The 18,550-nt window shown below is 57.3% G+C and carries 18 protein-coding genes and 1 riboswitch; of the genes, 13 read left to right on the top strand and 5 right to left on the bottom strand.

Annotation, left to right across the window (positions count from 1 at the left end; all coding sequences use genetic code 11):
• Window positions 1-174 precede the first annotated feature (174 nt).
• Together ACOERD_RS17335 and ACOERD_RS17330 are read left to right on the top strand one after the other, a co-directional pair.
• On the top strand, window positions 175-1,011 hold the full coding sequence (locus ACOERD_RS17335; protein WP_419739868.1) for a cyclase family protein: 837 nt from the start codon (window positions 175-177) through the stop codon (window positions 1,009-1,011).
• Window positions 1,012-1,072: 61 nt separating this feature from the next.
• A complete protein-coding gene (locus tag ACOERD_RS17330) occupies window positions 1,073-1,417 on the top strand; it encodes a cupin domain-containing protein (RefSeq protein WP_419739867.1) in 345 nt (114 codons plus the stop codon).
• Between the two features lie 169 nt (window positions 1,418-1,586).
• Here ACOERD_RS17330 and ACOERD_RS17325 read toward each other — a convergent pair whose 3' ends face one another.
• Window positions 1,587-2,768: an ISNCY family transposase gene (locus ACOERD_RS17325; protein WP_419739866.1), complete on the bottom strand. Its 1,182-nt coding sequence runs from the start codon at window positions 2,766-2,768 to the stop codon at window positions 1,587-1,589.
• Window positions 2,769-2,917: 149 nt separating this feature from the next.
• On the opposite strand from ACOERD_RS17325, the gene ACOERD_RS17320 reads away from it, so the two are divergent.
• Entirely contained in the window at window positions 2,918-3,523 is a 606-nt protein-coding gene (locus ACOERD_RS17320) for an IS1595 family transposase (RefSeq protein ID WP_419739865.1), read from the top strand.
• Here the strand turns inward: ACOERD_RS17320 and ACOERD_RS17315 are convergent.
• Complete coding sequence (locus ACOERD_RS17315; RefSeq protein ID WP_419737837.1) at window positions 3,499-3,981, bottom strand: ISAs1 family transposase; 483 nt, start codon at window positions 3,979-3,981, stop codon at window positions 3,499-3,501. The genes ACOERD_RS17320 and ACOERD_RS17315 overlap by 25 nt on opposite strands.
• Window positions 3,896-4,627, bottom strand: a complete 732-nt coding sequence (locus ACOERD_RS17310) for an ISAs1 family transposase (RefSeq protein ID WP_419737836.1) — start codon at window positions 4,625-4,627, stop codon at window positions 3,896-3,898. The genes ACOERD_RS17315 and ACOERD_RS17310 overlap by 86 nt, the downstream gene beginning before the upstream one ends.
• 95 nt (window positions 4,628-4,722) lie before the next feature.
• Here ACOERD_RS17310 and ACOERD_RS17305 point away from each other — a divergent pair, with 95 nt between their 5' ends.
• Genes ACOERD_RS17305 through ACOERD_RS17290 form a run of 4 tightly spaced genes read left to right on the top strand, consistent with a single transcriptional unit; the run spans window position 4,723 to window position 6,720 of the window.
• Window positions 4,723-5,124 carry an IS1595 family transposase gene (locus ACOERD_RS17305; protein ID WP_419739864.1) on the top strand — a complete coding sequence of 134 codons (402 nt, stop codon included), beginning with the start codon at window positions 4,723-4,725 and terminating at the stop codon, window positions 5,122-5,124.
• Window positions 5,121-5,843, top strand: coding sequence for a DNA methyltransferase (locus ACOERD_RS17300; protein ID WP_419737677.1), 723 nt, complete (start codon window positions 5,121-5,123; stop codon window positions 5,841-5,843). Before ACOERD_RS17305 ends, ACOERD_RS17300 begins: the two co-directional genes overlap by 4 nt.
• 3 nt (window positions 5,844-5,846) lie before the next feature.
• A complete protein-coding gene (locus tag ACOERD_RS17295; RefSeq protein WP_419737676.1) occupies window positions 5,847-6,515 on the top strand; it encodes a hypothetical protein in 669 nt (222 codons plus the stop codon).
• A 28-nt stretch (window positions 6,516-6,543) separates the two neighbouring features.
• The gene (locus tag ACOERD_RS17290) at window positions 6,544-6,720 is read left to right on the top strand and encodes a hypothetical protein (protein WP_419737675.1); all 177 of its coding nucleotides are present in this window, start codon (window positions 6,544-6,546) and stop codon (window positions 6,718-6,720) included.
• Between the two features lie 161 nt (window positions 6,721-6,881).
• Here the strand turns inward: ACOERD_RS17290 and ACOERD_RS17285 are convergent, their stop codons facing one another.
• On the bottom strand, window positions 6,882-7,616 hold the full coding sequence (locus ACOERD_RS17285) for a DUF726 domain-containing protein (protein WP_419739863.1): 735 nt from the start codon (window positions 7,614-7,616) through the stop codon (window positions 6,882-6,884).
• A 132-nt stretch (window positions 7,617-7,748) separates the two neighbouring features.
• Window positions 7,749-7,826, top strand: a riboswitch (SAM riboswitch).
• A 65-nt stretch (window positions 7,827-7,891) separates the two neighbouring features.
• On the opposite strand from ACOERD_RS17285, the gene metZ reads away from it, so the two are divergent.
• The 6 genes from metZ (at window position 7,892) to ACOERD_RS17255 (ending at window position 16,457) form a co-directional block, all read left to right on the top strand.
• Complete coding sequence (gene metZ, locus ACOERD_RS17280) at window positions 7,892-9,085, top strand: O-succinylhomoserine sulfhydrylase (RefSeq protein WP_419739862.1); 1,194 nt, start codon at window positions 7,892-7,894, stop codon at window positions 9,083-9,085.
• A 219-nt stretch (window positions 9,086-9,304) separates the two neighbouring features.
• Entirely contained in the window at window positions 9,305-10,408 is a 1,104-nt protein-coding gene (gene folE2 / locus ACOERD_RS17275) for a GTP cyclohydrolase FolE2 (RefSeq protein WP_419739861.1), read from the top strand.
• A 322-nt stretch (window positions 10,409-10,730) separates the two neighbouring features.
• Entirely contained in the window at window positions 10,731-11,459 is a 729-nt protein-coding gene (locus ACOERD_RS17270; RefSeq protein ID WP_419739860.1) for a hypothetical protein, read from the top strand.
• 51 nt (window positions 11,460-11,510) lie between these two features.
• The gene (locus ACOERD_RS17265) at window positions 11,511-12,959 is read left to right on the top strand and encodes a TrkH family potassium uptake protein (protein WP_170487681.1); all 1,449 of its coding nucleotides are present in this window, start codon (window positions 11,511-11,513) and stop codon (window positions 12,957-12,959) included.
• Window positions 12,959-14,533: a 5-guanidino-2-oxopentanoate decarboxylase gene (locus ACOERD_RS17260; protein WP_419739859.1), complete on the top strand. Its 1,575-nt coding sequence runs from the start codon at window positions 12,959-12,961 to the stop codon at window positions 14,531-14,533. The genes ACOERD_RS17265 and ACOERD_RS17260 overlap by 1 nt, the downstream gene beginning before the upstream one ends.
• A gap of 181 nt (window positions 14,534-14,714) precedes the next feature.
• Window positions 14,715-16,457 (top strand): IS1634 family transposase, encoded by a 1,743-nt coding sequence (locus ACOERD_RS17255; protein ID WP_419737624.1) that lies wholly within the window; start codon window positions 14,715-14,717, stop codon window positions 16,455-16,457.
• 249 nt (window positions 16,458-16,706) lie between these two features.
• On the opposite strand, the gene ACOERD_RS17250 is transcribed toward ACOERD_RS17255, so the two are convergent.
• The gene (locus ACOERD_RS17250; RefSeq protein ID WP_419739858.1) at window positions 16,707-18,446 is read right to left on the bottom strand and encodes a serine protease; all 1,740 of its coding nucleotides are present in this window, start codon (window positions 18,444-18,446) and stop codon (window positions 16,707-16,709) included.
• Between the last annotated feature and the right edge of the window lie 104 nt (window positions 18,447-18,550).

Here is an 18,550-nt window from a genome sequence, read left to right as displayed (position 1 = left end):
CTTGGCGATTTTTTAGTGTTGTATCACAATACGGTGCAAGTCAACCGTATAGTGAGTTTTTAGTTGACCATAATGCGGTGCGTATGCATCATCATGCGGGACAGGTGGGGAGGCCACCCAGACAATTGAAAAGCGAACACCGCCGCGTGCCGGCGAACAGAGGAGATATGCCCAATGGTCGAAATCCGCGGCATTGAGTTTCAGGCAAACACCGACAATGACATGGGGCTTGAGTTTTACAACCTGAGCCACAGATACGGGTTTCAGTGCCCCAACTGGCCCTATTTCAAGGACGTCCAGATCGACCGAAAGCACTATATGGCTAAGTCCGGTGTGTTGTCTCAGACGATCACGACTACGATGCACGTGACCACGCATATTGATGCACCTGCACATGTCGTTCAGGGAACACCGTTCATCGATGAGGTTCCGCTCCCCCATTTCTTTGGCTCGGGCCTGGTGGTTTCCGTGCCCAAAAAGAAATGGGAGCAAATCACCGGAGATGATCTGGAAAAGGCCTGCGGTCATGCCATTCGCAAAGGCGACGTACTGATCATCAACACCGGCTGGCATAAGCAATACGAAGACGGTGACTACTTTGCTTACTGCCCGGGTCTCGTTCCTTCCGCTGCTGAGTGGATGATCGAAAAAGGTGTTAAAGTCGTTGGCCACGATACCCAGGCGAACGATCACCCGCTGGCAACTGCCATTGGTCCGCAGCGAAACGGTCCGATCATGCCTCATCTCGAGAAAGAGTATCTTGAGTGGTCAGGCGGGACACCGTGGGAGGTTGATTTCCCCGAGTGGGAGCCAGTGCACAACATGCTGTTCTCCAAGGGTATTCTCGGAATTGAAAATGTCGGTGGTGATTTGGATGCGGTGACCGGCAAGCGGTGCACCTTCGCGTTCTTCCCTTGGAATTGGGACCGTGGCGACGGCTGCATTATCCGATTGGTTGCGATGATCGACAAGAACCAGTCCTACCGCATCGAAGCTGGCGAAAATTTCTGAACACTCACGGACCGGTCGCCGGTTCGCCGGTGGCCGCCAATAACCTTGAGCGGAGACGGACATGCATCTGAAGCGCTTTCAAGACGCCCAACCCTACGAAGCACCGAACCATTTTGGGTGTCATGGGCTTCGTCTGCAGGGGTTTGAGAAAGGCGGGCCGGCAAATCAGTGGATCGGCTTCAGCCAGTTCCTACCAGGCGGTGGCGCAGGGCCGGACTCTACGCCTTTTGAGAAAGTCTACGTCGTTTTGGAAGGCGAAATGACCGTCATCGTTGATGGTACCGAATCCACTCTTGGACCCATGGACAGCTGCACGATCGCAGCGGACGAAGTGCGCAAAATTGAGAACCGCGCCAACCACATCTGCAAAATGCTGGTGGTCATTCCGTATCCACCAGAAAACTAAGGGAATTATATACTTAAGTAACATTTATGATGTCGAGAACATTCTGAATTGTCCGGTGTAGGTAACATGCCAATTGTCCGCTTCAGTTGATTGCGCGGTGGCCCAATTCGGAGGGAGCCGTAGGCGACCGTAGATTTGGGCCACCGCGTTCGCGCCACGTCGAAGCGGGTCACGCGACTTTGTGTTTGCTATCCTCCTGTGTGATGGGTGATCCGTCAGGCTGGTAGCGGCCAATGCATCTCGGGCCGTGGAAGATGACCAGTTGACCATCGGGGTATTCGTGGACCCTGACCTTCGCCTTGACGAAATGATGACGGTGCCTGTCTGCCGCGATCTGCATGACCAGGCCCTTGTAGCGCACCGTATTGTCGTTGCCGGCGACGCGGTCTTCCTGCACACACAGGGTGTCGCGCACATTGCCTGTAAACGGCACGAAGGCCGAGGTCGTATCCTCCGGCTCCTTTGCAAACAGGGCATTGTGTTCGGGAAGATAGACCTCTTTCAGGAACTGATTGGCCTCTTCAATGGTTGTGATCCCATGGGACCGCAGTTCCTGCGGCAATCGGTTCTGGAACGTGCCAAACATGCGTTCAGACCGTCCACGGGCCTGCGGTGAATAGGCCGGGATCAGCTCAATGCCGAGTTGCTGCAAGGCGCGCCCGACCTGGGTCAGATTGTCCTTGTCCACTTTGCCGCCCGCTTCGGGCGTATGCCAGTAATGAGAGCCCCGATCGGCATAGAGCGAGCAAAACAGACCTTGCGCCTCGATCACCTCTGTCAGCCCCTGAAAACTGCTCATCGTCCCTTCTTCCTCGACAAAGAATGCCGAATAAACCCGGTTGGTGGCATCGTCCATGGTGACGATCAGATCCCACCACTGACCCGGAACCCATTCATGGCTGGAGCCGTCCTGATGCAACATCATGCCAACCATCGGACGGCGGGGCCGCTTGCGCCGATGGGCACCTCGTCGGGGTGCTGCCTGAACCCGGCCGTGGCGCTGCAGTGTAAGCCGCACCCAGTTGTAGCTCTGTGTGAAACCATGGTGGGCCACCAGCTTCTCGTGGAAATGCTTCGGCGTGTAATCCCAGTACTTGGTATCAAACAGTTCAAGCATCTCCATGACCTTATCCGTGGCAACACGATTGTTGGCCAGTTTGCCAAGCCGACGGTCGTACAGACCTTCTGCACCATCCGCCTCAAATCGATCCTCCCAACGCCTGACGGTGCGCACGGATACACCCAGTATCTCAGCCGCCTGTTCTTGCGTCAGCTTGTTCGCGCTTCGCCGCGAATACACATCTTCAAACTTCATCAGTCGAACTTCCTGTAACACTTCTGCTCGGTTCATAACGCCTCCTCTCAGAGACAGAATAGAACCGGACAGATCGCATGTTACATACACCGGACATATCGCGTGTTAGCGACACTTAAGTAACATTTATGATTGACGGACTCCGACGCATTTGTTACATTTTAATAACATTCAGGAGTGTAAAAATGACAAAAGCACCGGGAAAATCAAACCGCAAGGGCCTGACCTTCCTACAGGTTGCTGCAATGTTCGGTAATGAAGAAAAGTCGCGTAAGTGGATTGAGGAACTACATTGGCCAGATGGTCCGTTTTGCCCGCATTGCGGTTCTTTCAACGTGCAGTCAGGCATCAGGCATCCAAGCATGACGCACAGGTGTCGTGAGTGCTCCAAAAAACCCATGTTTACGGTTCGGGTCGGCACGATCCTTGAGAATACCCGGCTACCATATCGCACATGGGCCATTGGTATTTACTTGTTCACAACTAACCTTAAGGGCGTATCTTCGATGAAGTTGCACCGTGAGCTTGGTGTTACGCAGAAGTCCGCGTGGTTCATGCTGCATCGTCTTCGGGCTGCAATGGAGGCAAACATGCCTTGGTTTAATGGCCCAGTCGAAGCAGATGAAACCTACATAGGCGGCAAGGAAGGCAACAAACACGCGAAGAAGAAACTCAAGGCTGGACGTGGCGCTGTTGGCAAGGCTGCTGTTGCTGGTATCAGGGATCGCGAAACGGGTCAGGTTGTTGCCAAAGTGGTCAGGGCGATTCAGAGAAAGGTGTTTTTGGGTTGATCTGTGACGATTCTGATAGCCCTTGCGCGGTTGTCCTGCATCATTTCGATAGCCTTTGTTGGTGATTTCGATATGCGCTTGAGCAAGGTTCTGGTCGCGCTGACAAGGGTAAAGATATTGCGTGGCGCGTTGTCAGATCGGTTGGTGTAGCGATCCTCTCCCAGAGTGACATCCTTGTCGCGGTGCATGGTCTCGATGCGCCAATGGTTACGGTTCAGGCGCAGGATGTCTTTGGGTTTGGGCCGCGTCAGGCTGGTGATGAGATACACTGTCTCGGCCTGTGTTCTGGTAATCTGCCCGGCGCGGATATGCTCGCGGGTTCGGCTGATGCAGGCGATACTGCGGATCGTTGGCCACTGCTTGCGCATGTGCTCACTCAATGCCTCGACGGGAAGGATCTCGATGCGGCGCTGGTCGATTCTGCCGTGCCCCGATTGCGGCGTCTCCCGCCATTCCAACAGGGGGAAAAACCGGCGTCTTGAACGCCGTTTCGATTTCTCCCCGCAGGTCTTTCTGATTGTTCTTTACAGGGAACACGTAATCGCCACCCCTTTCCACAACTTTGGAAGTGACTGTTTTTTGGCAGAAAATGGCATCCCCGGTGACGATCTGTCCCGCAAGGTCAATCTGGTTCAGCAGCCGCAGGGCATCAGGTATTTCCATGCCCTTGCCGCGCGATGATGTGTGTCCGACGGATTGTTCAAGCGTCGCGCAGAACCCCGACAACACATGTTCCGCCTTGCCTGCCGCGTCCTTGCTGCCACGTAGAGTTTTGCCATCAATAGCGATCTGATGGTGATCTTCATCATCTTGTGCTGGTGCCGTAAGCCGCCCAAAGGCCTGCGCCAGGGTGGCCGGGTCGAGAATACGTAGCGTTTCCGTTAGCGTTGCATGGCAGGGTGACGCGCGCCCGCGACGGAACCCCAAGCGCATGAGTTGACGCGGCGTGAGCGTACGACCAAGGCGGAACGCCGCCATCATACCCTTGCGCCCACTGAGCATGGAGAGAAGCATCAACCCGACCAGCGCTTCAAGTGGGTGTTGACGGCCCTTTTTGCCGCGCGGGTCGGGAATTTGACGCAATACTGAACGAACCGATACCATCGCTGAAACCTCCTGTACCTGACATCCATAGAATGGATTCACTCAATCAAATGATTTGCAAGCGCTTTTTGACGTCTGGTAAATAGCCCTGCAAAGTGGTAGAGAGCACAGACAAAGAGACCTTGCAGGGGTTTGTGAACGAGCATGCCGTCGAAGGAGCAACACTCTATACCGATGAGGCTAGTGCCTACAAGGGCATTGACAGGCCGCATGAGGTGGTAAAGCACTCAGTGGGTGAATATGTCCGCGATCAGGCGCACACCAACGGGCTGGAAAGCTTTTGGGCTCCTATGAAGCGGGGTTATAATGGCGTCTATCACAAGATGTCGCCCAAGCATCTGCAACGCTATGTGGACGAGTTTCAGCACCGTCACAACAACAGGCCAAAGGATACAATCGACCAAATGGGCGGCGTTGTGCATGGGATGGCTGGAAAGAACCTGCCTTACAAGAAGCTAATCGAGGATAACGGATTGAATAGCGGAGCGCGGTCATGAGCGTCGGAACTTCGCAAAGTACTGCCGGGGTATTTTCCAACACGCGCACGGTGACCGTGCCAAAGCTGGTGCTTCCCGATGTCCTTAAGCCCAACACGCGCCTTAAGATGGACGGTCTTGAGTTCCTTTCCGCTATACCTGCGGACGCAGTTCCAGTCGCATTCTTCGATCCCCAATACCGTGGCGTGCTTGAAAAGCTGGCATATGGGAACGAAGGCAAAGTTCGTGGAAAACGCCGCAGCGCCCTACAGCAAATGCCGGAGGAGGCCATCGCCAATTTTATTCGCGGAATAGATCGTACGCTTATCCCATCAGGCCATCTCTTTTTATGGGTGGATAAGTTTCACCTTTGCCAAGGTATTCACCCGTGGCTGGACGGAACGAGGCTGGACATTGTGGATCTTTTAACGTGGAACAAGGGTACATTTGGTATGGGCTATCGCACTCGGCGCAGAGGAGAATACTGCATAGTACTACAGAAACAGCCGCGTAAGGCAAAAGGCGTGTGGAAAATACATAACATTCCAGATGTAATTCAAGAACAAGTATCCCAGCGGGATCACCCACATTCCAAACCAATAGACATACAAGGTCAACTCATGGCCGCCGTGAGCCACGAAGGCGATTTTGTAATTGATCCGGCTGCCGGGTCGTTTTCGGTTCTGCAAGCGGCACGAAACCATGGCCGCACCTTCCTTGGTTGCGACTTGAACGGTTAGATTATGGCACGATTACGGGATGCCAAACCAAAGAACACATCTGGTTCTTACGCCCGGTTGTTTGGGAATGAAGCGTTAGGTGAATTGGCCAGCAAGATACAGTCAGCTGTAATCTCATCGGGGTCAGAACTGGAATCGATGATCGTGGAAGCTGTTCCCAACATCCCTAATCTGGACACCTTTTTGGAACAAGAAATCATGCCTGAGGGCGTGTTGCTTGCCCGAAAACGTGAAATTAAACGAAGTCGGACCTTGGATTTTTCGGGATCAGAGCCTGACTTTATGGTTTTCAAGCGCCGAAAAGGCGAGCAAAACTGCCATATAGTTGAGTTGAAGGACGGTCATGTGTTCGACACAAAAAAAGCTAGCGCAGAGAGGCAGTCAATGCACGGGTTCATTCAACGCAACGCCCAGCATATTCAATATCGGTTCCAGGCACACTTTTGTGCTTTCAATCAAGAAGACAAGCAAGCGATCTGGGAAGGATTCAAGAAGAGAATTTCAATCGATGAGGCAATGACAGGTCGGGAGTTTTGTGATTTGTTGGAAATTGATTACGACAGTATTGTGCGGGCGCGTCAGGCCGACGGCCCCGACAACGTAGAGTTTTTGTTGACCGAACTGGCTAAAATTGAACCAATCCAAACCCGCTTGCGAGAACTTCTCGGCTAAAACCAATGTATTCAATTTAGGAATTCGCATGACAAACCAACGTTACAATGCAGACCTGCCTGAACCCGCCGATCTGCACATCAGATCGAACAAATATCAACCGACCAAGGCTGAGTTGGAAGAAGAAATCGACATGCCTGAAATGTCATTGGATGAAATCAGGGCTGCATTCATGCGGCCAATGAGTATCAAGAAGCCTGATTAAAGAGAGCGCAGAGTGCTAAAATACCTTGCGCGGTTTTCGTTTTTATCGCGTCAATATGCGACAGTCCACTACAAAAAATGTTACTTAAGTATATAATTCCCCAATGAAAAGGATGTCTACAACCATAGGGAGGGGTCAAATTTGGACGCCGATTTCCCCGCTTAGGGGGTCAAAATTGCACGCTTTTCTACAAGGTGATCCACCGTGGCAGGGCAATCGATCTGCAATGTGACCGAGTTTGGTGCCGTCAGGCCCGCGCCAATGCTGACATCGCCACGACGGGGTGGCTGGATGAAGGTTTCATAAAGAAAGTCGAATAGATCGTTCTCGCGGCTGATGATATTGATGAACTCAGCCGCGCGACCGGCAGGTGTAGTCAGGGCCGTGACGGTGCGGGATTGATAGGCAGCCCCGGTGAGAGAAATAATCCGGCTGAGCGCGCCGGGTGGAATGTGATGCAGAGCCTCCAGCGCCACTTCGATACCCATGGAATGGCCGATGAAATGGATCGGACGCTTTGGGTTCAAGTGATGCACATCCCGAATGACGTCAGCCAGTACCTTGCCCGCTTCAACGGCACGACGTTGCGCTGACCAGAGCGGGCCCCGCGCGTCCCAACCAACGGCAATGGCAAGACCTTCGTCCTCAAACCCGCTACCAAAGCCCAGATGTTGTGGCCAGCTGGGGCTGTACCAGGGCATCGCCTTGGGATGCAGCGACAGAATATGCCGGTGTGGGCAGGCACCTGCATCGTCGGGCCGATACTTGTATCCGTGGGTCATGATAATGACTGGTCCGTCGGATTGCTGGGCCTCTTGCACAGCCCCGATCAAGGGTCGGGAACTACCATGCAACTCAGCACGTCCATTAACAGCGTTGATCCTGACTACTGGCATAGCTCTGCCTCATACAAGATGTTGTGGTGTCGCTTTGTCATGGCGCTATGACGTTTCCGTGAATGAACGATTACAGAACCGTGACGTTGCAGGTGTCAGGCTTGACGAATTCGCAACTGCGGCGTAAGGGCAACAACACCACGTGGCGATTTGTTACCGGATTGCGGGCCACGCTAAACAACACCGCTAAAAGGTCAGGATGAAAGGCCCCTTTCGCTTGACCGCGTCTGGGGTTTTTTTGATGCGCCTCGGGGATTGAGGCCGAAAGGAATGACATGAGCGAGAACTGGACCAAACGCACCCAAGCCGTCCATGGCGGCATCCGTCGCAGTCAGTACAATGAGGTGAGCGAAGCGATCTTCCTGACCCAGGGCTTCGTGTATGACACAGCCGAGCAGGCCGAGGCCCGGTTCCTGGAATGTGGCCCGGATGAGTTCATCTATGCCCGCTATGGCAACCCGACAGTGTCGATGTTCGAACAGCGTATCGCGGCGCTGGAAGGGGCCGAGGATGCGTTTGCCACGGCGTCCGGCATGGCAGCTGTCAATGGTGCGTTGACCTCGATGCTGAAAGCGGGGGACCATGTGGTCTCGGCCAAGGCGCTGTTCGGGTCGTGTCTGTTCATTCTGGAAAACATCCTGACCCGCTATGGTGTCGAGGTGACGTTTGTCGATGGCACCGATCTTGACCAGTGGGAGGCGGCGATCCGCCCGGACACAAAGGCCGTGTTCTTCGAATCCATGTCGAACCCGACGCTTGAGGTGATCGACATTGCTGCCGTTGCGGAACTGGCCCATTCGATCGGAGCTTTGGTTCTGGTGGACAACGTGTTCTCGACCCCGGTGTTCTCGCGCGCGGTCGAGCAGGGCGCGGATGTGGTGATCTATTCGGCGACCAAACATATTGACGGGCAGGGCCGGGCGCTGGGCGGGGTGATCCTTGGCACCAAGGACTTCATCCGTGGCACGGTCGAGCCCTACATGAAACATACCGGCGGCGCACTCAGTCCGTTCAGCGCGTGGATCATGCTGAAGGGTCTCGAGACGATGGCGCTACGGGTCAACGCGCAGGCCGCAACGGCGCAGGCCGTGGCTGAGGCGCTGGAAGGTCATCCGGCGCTGGAGCGGACGCTGTATCCGGGTCTGAAAACCCATGCGCAGAACGCTCTGGTGCAGACGCAACTGGGGGGCAAGGGCGGAACCGTGCTGTCTTTGGACATCAAGGGCGGCAAGGACGCAGCATTTGCATTTCTGAATGCGCTGACGATCCCGGTGATCTCGAACAATCTGGGGGATGCGAAATCCATCGCGACCCATCCTGCAACCACAACCCATCAGCGTCTGAGTGATGAACAGAAAGAAGAACTGGGCATCACACCCGGTCTGATCCGCCTGTCGATTGGTCTTGAGGATGCCAACGACTTGTTGGCCGATATCCAACACGCGTTGGAGGTTTCGCAGGGGCAGTAGAAAACGCCTCAAACCGGTCACGTTACAGGCAGAGAGGTGGTGCAATCTGCCTCTCTGATCCACGGAGACTGGTGAAGCAATGTGTCGCTGCCGCGCGCAGAATGCCGGATTTACGCTGGGTTTTTTCGATCCATCCTGTTAATTGGCCCGTATCGGGTTAAACTGGATACTGAACTTCAGCCGTTTGAATTTCGACGGCCAACCGAGGAACCTCAGCCTATGAATGTTCACCCCCGTGACATCGACGACGCCCCAAACCGGGAACAGGCCGCTGAAGCGCTGAAATTGCTGCGGCAATGGGCCAAGACCGCGCCTGCGGCCGAGATCATCCAGCTTGACCCGTCCTTGGCGCGGCTCGTGCCCGGCATGTCGGCGGTGAACTATCCGTCTCTGTCACGTGAATATCCCGAAGGTTTTGTCGCGGACGAGGCCTATCGGGCCACATTGCCCGACCTGCAAAACGGCCCGTCCAGCCTGATCCGGGGGGCCAAGCAGCAGATCCAGCACGTGGGCATCTCGAACTTTCGCCTGCCGATCCGTTTTCACCGCAAGGATGGGGACGACCTGACGCTTGAGACTTCGGTCACCGGCACGGTGAGCCTTGAGGCCGAGAAGAAGGGCATCAACATGTCTCGCATCATGCGGTCCTTTTACAAACACGCCGAGCGGACCTTCAGCTTTGAGGTGATGGAAGCCGCGCTGAGCGACTATCTGACCGACCTCGACAGTTTCGACGCGCGCCTACAGATGCGCTTTTCCTATCCGGCCAAGGTGAAAAGCCTGCGCTCTGGCCTCAAGGGCTACCAGTATTACGACATCGCGCTGGAACTGATCGAACAGAACGGTGTGCGCCAGAAGATCATGCATCTGGACTATGTCTATTCCTCGACCTGTCCTTGCTCGCTGGAACTGAGCGAGCACGCCCGGTCTCAGCGCGGACAGTTGGCAACGCCGCACTCGCAGCGCTCGGTCGCGCGGGTTTCAGTGTTGGTGGATTGCGACGCTGATTGCCTGTGGTTTGAAGACCTGATCGAGCTGTGCCGCCGTGCGGTACCGACGGAAACACAGGTCATGGTCAAACGCGAGGATGAACAGGCCTTTGCCGAGTTGAACGCGGCCAATCCGATCTTTGTCGAAGATGCTGCGCGCCTCTTCTGTGCCGAATTGCTGGCCGATCATCACGTCGGCGATTTCCGTGTGATCGCCAGCCATCAGGAGAGCCTGCATAGCCATGATGCGGTCTCGATCCTGACGGAAGGGCCCACATTTGCGACCTCCAGCCTTGATCCGCGTCTGTTCACGACCTTATTCCACGTGGGCTAACCCTCCGGAGATGCGGAAAATTTAGCCGCGTCTTTTCCAAAACAGCGCTTTTTCGCCGCAATGCAGCGAAATTTGCTGCGTCTGCGCAGTAAATGGGCTATGAAGGCAGGGAATGCAGCTGCCGCTTGCCCGTCTATGCGGGTGTGCCGCCCCCGGAAGGAAGCCGAGAAGTGCGACACCTTGGACTGCAAGACCCCGCCAACCGCCCGAGTGATCGGCGCGGACTGGGCATCCCTCTCTCAGTGTTCCGGCTGCATCGCATTTACAGGAGAGACATGTCATGAACCCAATTTCCCAACCGTTGGAGCTGCAGGCGGCTGCAATGCGCGTGGCTGGATACGCCGTGGTCAGCCAGATGAAGATTATGCAGATCATGGCCCGGTCGGCCATGGAACTGCCGATGGCGCCCTTGCACGCGCTGCGCAACACGGCATCGGAGCCAGCGCCGGCCAAACCTGCAGCAAAACGTGCGACGGCACCTAAACCTGTTGCCAAACCGGCTGCAAAACCTGCTCCGGCCAAGCGGGCCTCGACTGCCAAGAAGGCGCAGCCCAAACCCGCCGTTTCGAAGCCTAAGGCCGAACCGGTTGCAAAATTCACCGCCAAACTACGCCCAGCGGCAAAACCCGCAGCCGCCAAAGCTGCCCCCGCACCTGCAACGCCTAAACCGGCGGCTAAGGCTGCGCCGGCGGCAGCAAAGCCCAAACCGGTTGCTAAGGCTACCCCAGTAGCAGCAAAGCCCAAAACAGTTGCCAAGGCAGCGCCTGCACCGGCGACATCCAAACCCGCGGCCAAGGCTGCCCCTGCGCCCGCAACACCTAAACCTGCGGCCAAGGCAATTCCGGCAAAGACCGTGGCTAAAAAGGCGGCACCGGCCAAAACTCCGGCGGCCCCCAAGACTGCGCCAAAACCCGCGGCCAAGGCACCAAGTGCGGCACCGGCCAAAGCGGCTGCAGCGACGACAGAGTCCCCTAAACCGGCCCCTCGCAAGACGCGCGCGCCGTCTAAACCGCCCGCGATGCCCAAGGTCGTAGCGAAATCCGACGAGTAATCGGGGTCATCTGCTTGACACGGTCGTGCTGGCGCGCCAACGCTGCGCGTCATGATGGATCTTCGCCCGGTCGGATATGTGATTGGCATGCTGGTCGCCATTCTGGGGGCGACCATGCTGCTGCCTATGCTTGCCGACATGATCGAGGGGCGGGGCGAGTGGCATGTCTTTCTTGAAAGCGCGATCATCACCGTACTGACCGGCGTTGTCCTTGCGCTGAGCTGCGCCAATGGTGTGGGCGAAGGTCTGACTATCCGTCAGACCTTTTTGCTGACCTCGGGCGTCTGGGTCGCGCTGCCGGTGTTCGGAGCAATTCCGTTTCTGTTTGGCGAGACCGAGCTGCGCTTTGTCGACGCGTATTTCGAAGCGATGTCTGGCCTGACCACCACCGGATCGACCGTGATTTCGGGTCTGGATGACCTACCGCAGGGCCTGCTGCTATGGCGCGGTATCCTGCAATGGCTGGGCGGCATCGGGATCATCGTTGTGGCTATGGTTTTCCTTCCTGAGCTGCGGGTCGGTGGTATGCAAATCTTCCGTTCGGAAGGGTTTGAAACCATGGGAAAAATCCTTCCCCGCGCGCAGGAGATCGCGGGCCAGATCTCGCTGATCTACGTGTTCCTGACACTGGCCTGCGGCCTTGTCTATGCGGCCGTCGGAATGGGATTCTTTGACGCGACGGTCCACGCCATGACCACCATTGCAACGGGCGGATTTTCGAACTACGACAGCTCGTTTGCAACCTTCAGCGGCCCGGCGGAATACGCGGCCTCAGTTTTCATGATCCTCGCGGCACTGCCTTTCGTGCGCTATGTGCAACTGGCCAATGGCAACACCTCGTCGCTATGGCAGGACAGTCAGATCCGCGCCTTTCTGGCAACCATCCTGGTACTGGTCGTGGTGATGTCGGTGTTCCTGACCTCGGTCTTCCCGCACCATTGGGAAAGAGCCCTGCGCGAGTCGTTGTTCAACATCACCTCGATTATCTCGGGCACTGGTTATGCCAGTGTCGACTACATGCTCTGGGGCAGCTTCCCGATAATGCTGTTCTTCCTGATCGGCCTGATCGGAGGCTGCGCCGGATCGACCGCTTGTTCGATCAAGGTGTTCCGCTATCAGCTTCTGTTTGCGTCCATCAAAACGCAAATCCGACGCATCCGGTCACCGCATGGGGTGTTCGTACCGCTCTATGACGGTCGCCCCGTCAGTCGGGACGTTCTGACCTCGGTCATGAGCTTTTTCATGTTCTTCGTCCTGTCGATGGGGATTTTGTCCTGGGCGCTGGCGCTGACCGGGCTGGACTTCATCACATCCGTTTCGGGTGCCGCGACGGCATTGGCCAATGTCGGGCCGGGGCTGGGGAGTCAGATTGGTCCGGCGGGCAATTTCGCCGGCCTGAACGACACCGCAAAATGGCTGTTGACCGCAGGCATGCTGGTCGGCCGGCTCGAGTTGCTGGCCGTCTATGCAATCTTTACCGTCCAATTCTGGAGAGACTGATGAAAAGACCCCTTGGCGCGCAAATCTCCCATATGCTGAGGGATCGCGGCGTGGATGTGATTTTTGGCATTCCCGGCGTCCACAATCAGGAAATGTACCGCCGCATAGAAGAGGCCGGAATCACCCATGTGTTGGCCCGGCATGAGCAGGGCGCCGGTTTTATGGCTGATGGCTATGCGCGCGCAACGGGCAAGCCAGGCGTTGCCTATGTTATCACGGGTCCGGGGCTGTGTAACATCATGACACCGATGGGGCAGGCTTATAGCGACTCGGTCCCGATGCTGGTGCTGTCATCCTGTCTCGATCAAACGCAGGCGCAGCGCGGTCAGCTGCATCAGATGAAGGACCAGCAAGGGGCGGCGGGCACGGTTGCGGACTGGTCGGCGCAAGCGAACACTGCGCAGGCCGCTTATGGTCTGGTTGAGCGAGCGTTTGAGGAATTCGAACTCTCTCGCCCGCGGCCCAAGCACATTCAAGTGCCGATTGCACAGCTTGAGTGCGATGCCGATCCCGCGCCATTCCCGAACCAAACGGCCTTGCGCCCCAAGGTGTTTGCCCCGGACGTCGCACCGGTTGTGTCCTTGCTGAACATCTCCAAACGGCCTTTGTTCATTCTGGGCGGCGGCTGCAAATCGAACGAATGGCGGCAGATATTGACTCAGCTGGGTGCAGCCTGTTTCACCACCTACGCAGGGCGTGGCACGGTCGGTGTGAACTATCCGCTGGATTTCGGGGCGATGCTGCCTCGTCCCGGCAGCGCCGAGGTGATCGCTTCAGCCGATCTGGTGATCGCTGTTGGGGCCGAGCTGGGCGAGGTTGACCTCTGGCGGGAAGAGCTTGGCCATTCGGCGCATCTGGTCCGCGTCGACTTGGACCCTGAGGTACTGTCGGATCGCCATCGCGCTGCTGTTAAAATTCAGGCTGACAGTGCCAGCTTTGCCCGTGCCTTGTGGGCCGTTACCGAAAGCGCCAAACCTGCGACAGGCTGGACGGCTGAGGAAGTCGCCGAGGCCCGTACCCGCTGGCGGGCCGAGGTTGATGCAGAGCGTCCGGGTATCGTGCCCGTCGCAGATGCGCTGCGCGCCGCGATGCCTGCCGACACCATGATCTATTCCGACATGACCCAATTCGCCTATGCCGCGAAAGAGGTCTGGGATATGGCCTATCCCCACCATTGGCACCATCCGACCGGTTTTGGCACCTTGGGCTATGCGTTGCCCGCTGGCATCGGTGGGGCAGTGGCGCGACGCGGGCGGCCAACGGCGGTGATCGCCGGGGATTATGGCTTCCAGTACACGATGCAAGAGCTGGGCGTGGCGGTGGAGCTGGGGCTGTCTTTGCCGATTATCCTCTGGGACAACGGTAAGCTGAAAGAGATCGAGGACAGCATGGTCCGCAGCCAGATCGCGCCTAACGCGGTTGTGGCGCGTAATCCTGATTTCTGCAAACTCGCCGAGGCGTTCGGGGCACTGTCCAGTGCTCCGAAAACTGTGGATGAGATGCAGGAGGCGGTCAAAGCCGCGTTTCAGGCCACGGGACCGACATTGATCTACGTGACGCCGGACATTCTTTAGTTGGGAAACAAGAAAGCCGCCGCGCAGATGCGCAGCGGCTTTTTCCTGACTTCCGACCTTTTTGTTGATCTGACTGGGTTTTTGGTTTGTTTTCAGGTGTGGTTGCTCAGAGGCGCGTTGTAGTGCCCCATTATTATAAAAAGTATTGACATGGGCCTTCAGATGGCTAACCTCTTCGCCCATGTTCATCCGCACCAAACATGACGCAAAGCTCAACCGCACACGGATCCAGATCGTTGAATCCGTCCGCACCGGCTCCAAGGTACGCCAGAAGATCCTGCGCCATGTGGGTGTGGCCCATAACGACAGCGAGATTGAGGATATCAAGCGTCTGGCGGGCCGCTTGATGGAGCAATTACGCATTGATCGCTCGCCGCAAATGGAACTGTTCACGCCCACGGAATATGCCGATCTGCAGGCGCTGGTGCGCCGCGCTCCGCGGCCGGACAAGCTTGGCGTTGATCTTGCCGAGTGCCGTGAGGAGGCGCGGGTCTCTCTGGGTCTGCGGGATGTCATGGGGACGATGTATGACCAACTGGGTTGGGGGGCCCTTCTGGGGGCGGCGCGTAAAAGTGCCAATCGCATTGTGAAAGAGCTGGTTATGGCGCGGATCGCACAGCCCGAGAGCAAGCGCGCGACCGTGGAGGCGTTGGAGAACCAGGCAGGCATCACGCTCAATCTGGACGTGGTCTATCGGAGCATGGATTACATCAATACGCCGGTGATAGACGGGATTTGCAAAACCTCTCACGCGGCGGCAGAGAAGTTGCTGGGCGGGCCAGTGACCGTGCTGTTCTACGATTGCACGACCCTGGCCTTTGACACCGAGCGCGAGGACCCGGCCGAGGATGCGGACGGGGTCGAGCAGGATCATCTTCTGGCCAAGGGCTTCAGCAAGGATGGCAAGCATCACCGCGCTCAGGTCATGCTGGCGCTGATCGTCACCTCCGATGGGCTGCCTGTGGGCTATGAACTCTTCCCGGGAAACACCTGGGAAGGTCATACGCTGGAAGCTGCGCTGAAGGCGTTGGAGGGACGCTTCGACGTGGCCAGGGTCACGTTCGTGGCCGATGCCGCCATGCTCAGCAAGGACAACCAGCAGATGTTGCAGAACAAGGGTCTGCCCTACATCCTCGGCTATCGCATGAAGTCCGCCCCGGCCGCCGTGAAGGCGAACATTTTGAGCCCGGAGGGACGCCAGCCTTGGGCTGGACACGGTTCTGAAGAGGCAACCGAGAAGGGCTGGTACAAGGTGATCGACCAGGAGGGAGCGCGGGTCATTGTGACCTGGTCACCCACCCGGGCACGCAATGATGCCCACAAGCGCGACAAGGCAATCGAAAAGCTGCACAAGAAGCTCAAGCGCTCTCGCAAACCCGGCAGCTTCAGCAGCCGGGGATATGGCCGCTTCCTGGCCTTCCCCGACAGCGGGGACGTCACGCTGGATGATGCAAAGATCAAGGCAGCGGCACAATGGGACGGGCTGCATGCCATTGTTGTTCATGGTGCGGACGAACTGGAGGCACAGGACGTCATTGCCCGCTATCACCAGTTGTGGGAGATCGAAGCCTGCTTCCGCACCAACAAGCACGATCTGAAAATCCGGCCCATCTATCACTGGTCGCCGCGTCGGGTCCGGGCCCATATCGCCATCTGCTACATGGCCTTCTGCTGCCTGCAGCACCTGCGCAAGCATCTGGACCTGCTCGGACACCCGATGAGCCCGGCTCGTATCCGCAACGAGTTGAACGCATTGCAGCTCTCGATCCTGCGCCACAAAGGCACCCCTGACCGCTACGGCATGCCAAGCCATGCCACGGTCGATGCCAGACGCATCCTCACCTGCGTCGGCCTGACCTGGAACGAAGCCCCTTTCAAGATACCCCCCGGGCGCACCCGAAAAACTGGCCAGACCAAAGCCTGAGCTCCCTCAACACTCCGAAACAATCGCTGGCGAAAAAAGTCCGTGTAGTGCCTTTTGGCAACCAAGGCATAATAATATCAATGACTTATACGAAAAAATGTCGGAAGTCAGGAGATGCAGGAGGCGGTCAAAGCCGCGTTTCAGGCCACGGGACCGACATTGATCTACGTGACGCCGGACATTCTTTAGTTGGGAAACAAGAAAGCCGCCGCGCAGATGCGCAGCGGCTTTTTCAGTTTCGGGACTTTGTTAGTCCCAGCAATGTACCAAAACGGTCATCCCGTTGGCGCGGCGGCTCAGCTCGTTGGGTGAGATCTCAGCCGTTTCTTGCGCCGCTTGGCCCGAGATGCCGGCTTGCGTCAGAACTTCGTTCAGCCCTTGGGTCGAAACCGCCAGACTGACCGAGCCGGGCAGGGTGCGGCCTTCGGACGGGGTGGGCAGAAGCATGCCAACAACGCTGCCATTGTCGTCAAAGACCGGACCACCGGCATCGCCCGGCTGTGCGGCCAGAGCGAGACGTTTCACACCGGCTTCTCCGTTCAGGCCGCGCACGTCTGCGATCTGACCGAAGGTGAGCGTCGGTGCCCCCAAAGCCCCTTCGTAAGAGAAACCGGAGACCGCGACCTCGGACTGAATACGCGGCTGGTCTGAGCGGAACTCGGCCACGTTGATCGGGGCCAAAGACTTGCGCGGGCGCAGAACAGACACGCCCAGATCGGCGTCCGTCCAGGCCACCTGAAGCTCCTGATCGCCTTCCAGCGTGACACGGCTGCAGCTGTCGGCGGCCTCGGACACAGTCAGGACAGTGCCGGACGCATCCGCAAAGAAGCCCGAACGGGACAGGCGCGGTTTGCGAACCTGAAGGCCCGAGACCAGATCAACGCGCTGCTCAGCATCTGCGCCGGCGCTGGAATCAAGAACCCCATCGGTGGTGGCGAAGCTGGCCTTCATCGCAGCCAGAACACGGGCACGGCGGGCCTCATCGCCCTCGGGCCAGACCAGCGTGAAGCCTTTGATCTTGCCATCCTTCAGCGCCGCTTCGGTGTAAGAGACGATGCCTTTGCCGCGCCCTTCCAGAGTAAAGCGATCACCGCGCAGCTCTCGTGGGCCGACAAGCGGCACGATTTCCAGCGATTGCATCACCTCATAAAGCGCGCGCAGGGTGGATTTGCCGCCCTCCTGACTGATCAGCAACGCCTGTGCGTTCAAGTCAGAGGTGCTTTGGAAATGCGCAAAAGGGGCCTCATAGCGATCAAAGGCGATGGCCTCCAGCGGCAGATCGACCGAGATCCCGGCCTGATCGTCGGTGTATCGCGCCATTCCGACGCTGATTAGCGGCGCGTTATAGTCCTCGATCAATGCAGCGCGTTGAACAGTGGTCAGAACGCCGGTCGCCTCATATCCGTTGAAGCTCTGCCAGTCGGCCATCGACCGGCGCGTACCTTGGCCGAAGGCTCCGTCGATGGTCGAGTTGTAGAACCCGGCAGCCTGAAGTGCAGTCTGCAGGTCCTTGCGTTCCTGAGAAGTCAACAAACGCTCGGATTGCAACGCCTGCGAGCGGGTTTCATCCGAAGGCTGCGGGGTTGCGTCAGACAGCGTGTCGATGGTGGGCTGTTCGGGTTCGACCGGTGGGGCAACGGTGCCCCGGTTCAACACATTCGCCCCGATCGGCCAGTACTGCTGGCCCAAGGAACTTGAGAAAGTGATGAAACTGTCGCGAGGAATTTGTCCTTCGGCGCGGTAAACCCGCAGCACCTGTTCTGCGTCGCTGCGCAGATAGGGGCCGATCACAATGGCATACCAACCGCTGCCCAGGCGAAAGCCGTTCACGTCAGGCAGTGCGCGGGCGTAATCCTGCGCACGATCTTGTGCCTCACGCAGGGATGGCTGCGCCTCGACCTGAACCCAGACGCCCTGATCTTGCTGGGCGGTTGCCGCGCGTAGGCCGACCAAAAGAAACAATAGAATTGCCGTAAATACTCGTGTCATTTTCTGCCCGTTTATGCAGTTTTGATGCTTTTGCTCAGAATACCCGATTTCGGGTGGCGAAAGCCATGGTGGGAATGCGGGGAATTTGCGGTGTGGCAGCGCAG

It is taken from the genome of Ruegeria sp. (assembly GCF_965199275.1).
Taxonomy (GTDB): domain Bacteria; phylum Pseudomonadota; class Alphaproteobacteria; order Rhodobacterales; family Rhodobacteraceae; genus Ruegeria.
The sequence above is the reverse complement of the archived record's forward strand: the minus strand, read 5'-3'. Positions and strand labels throughout refer to the sequence as shown.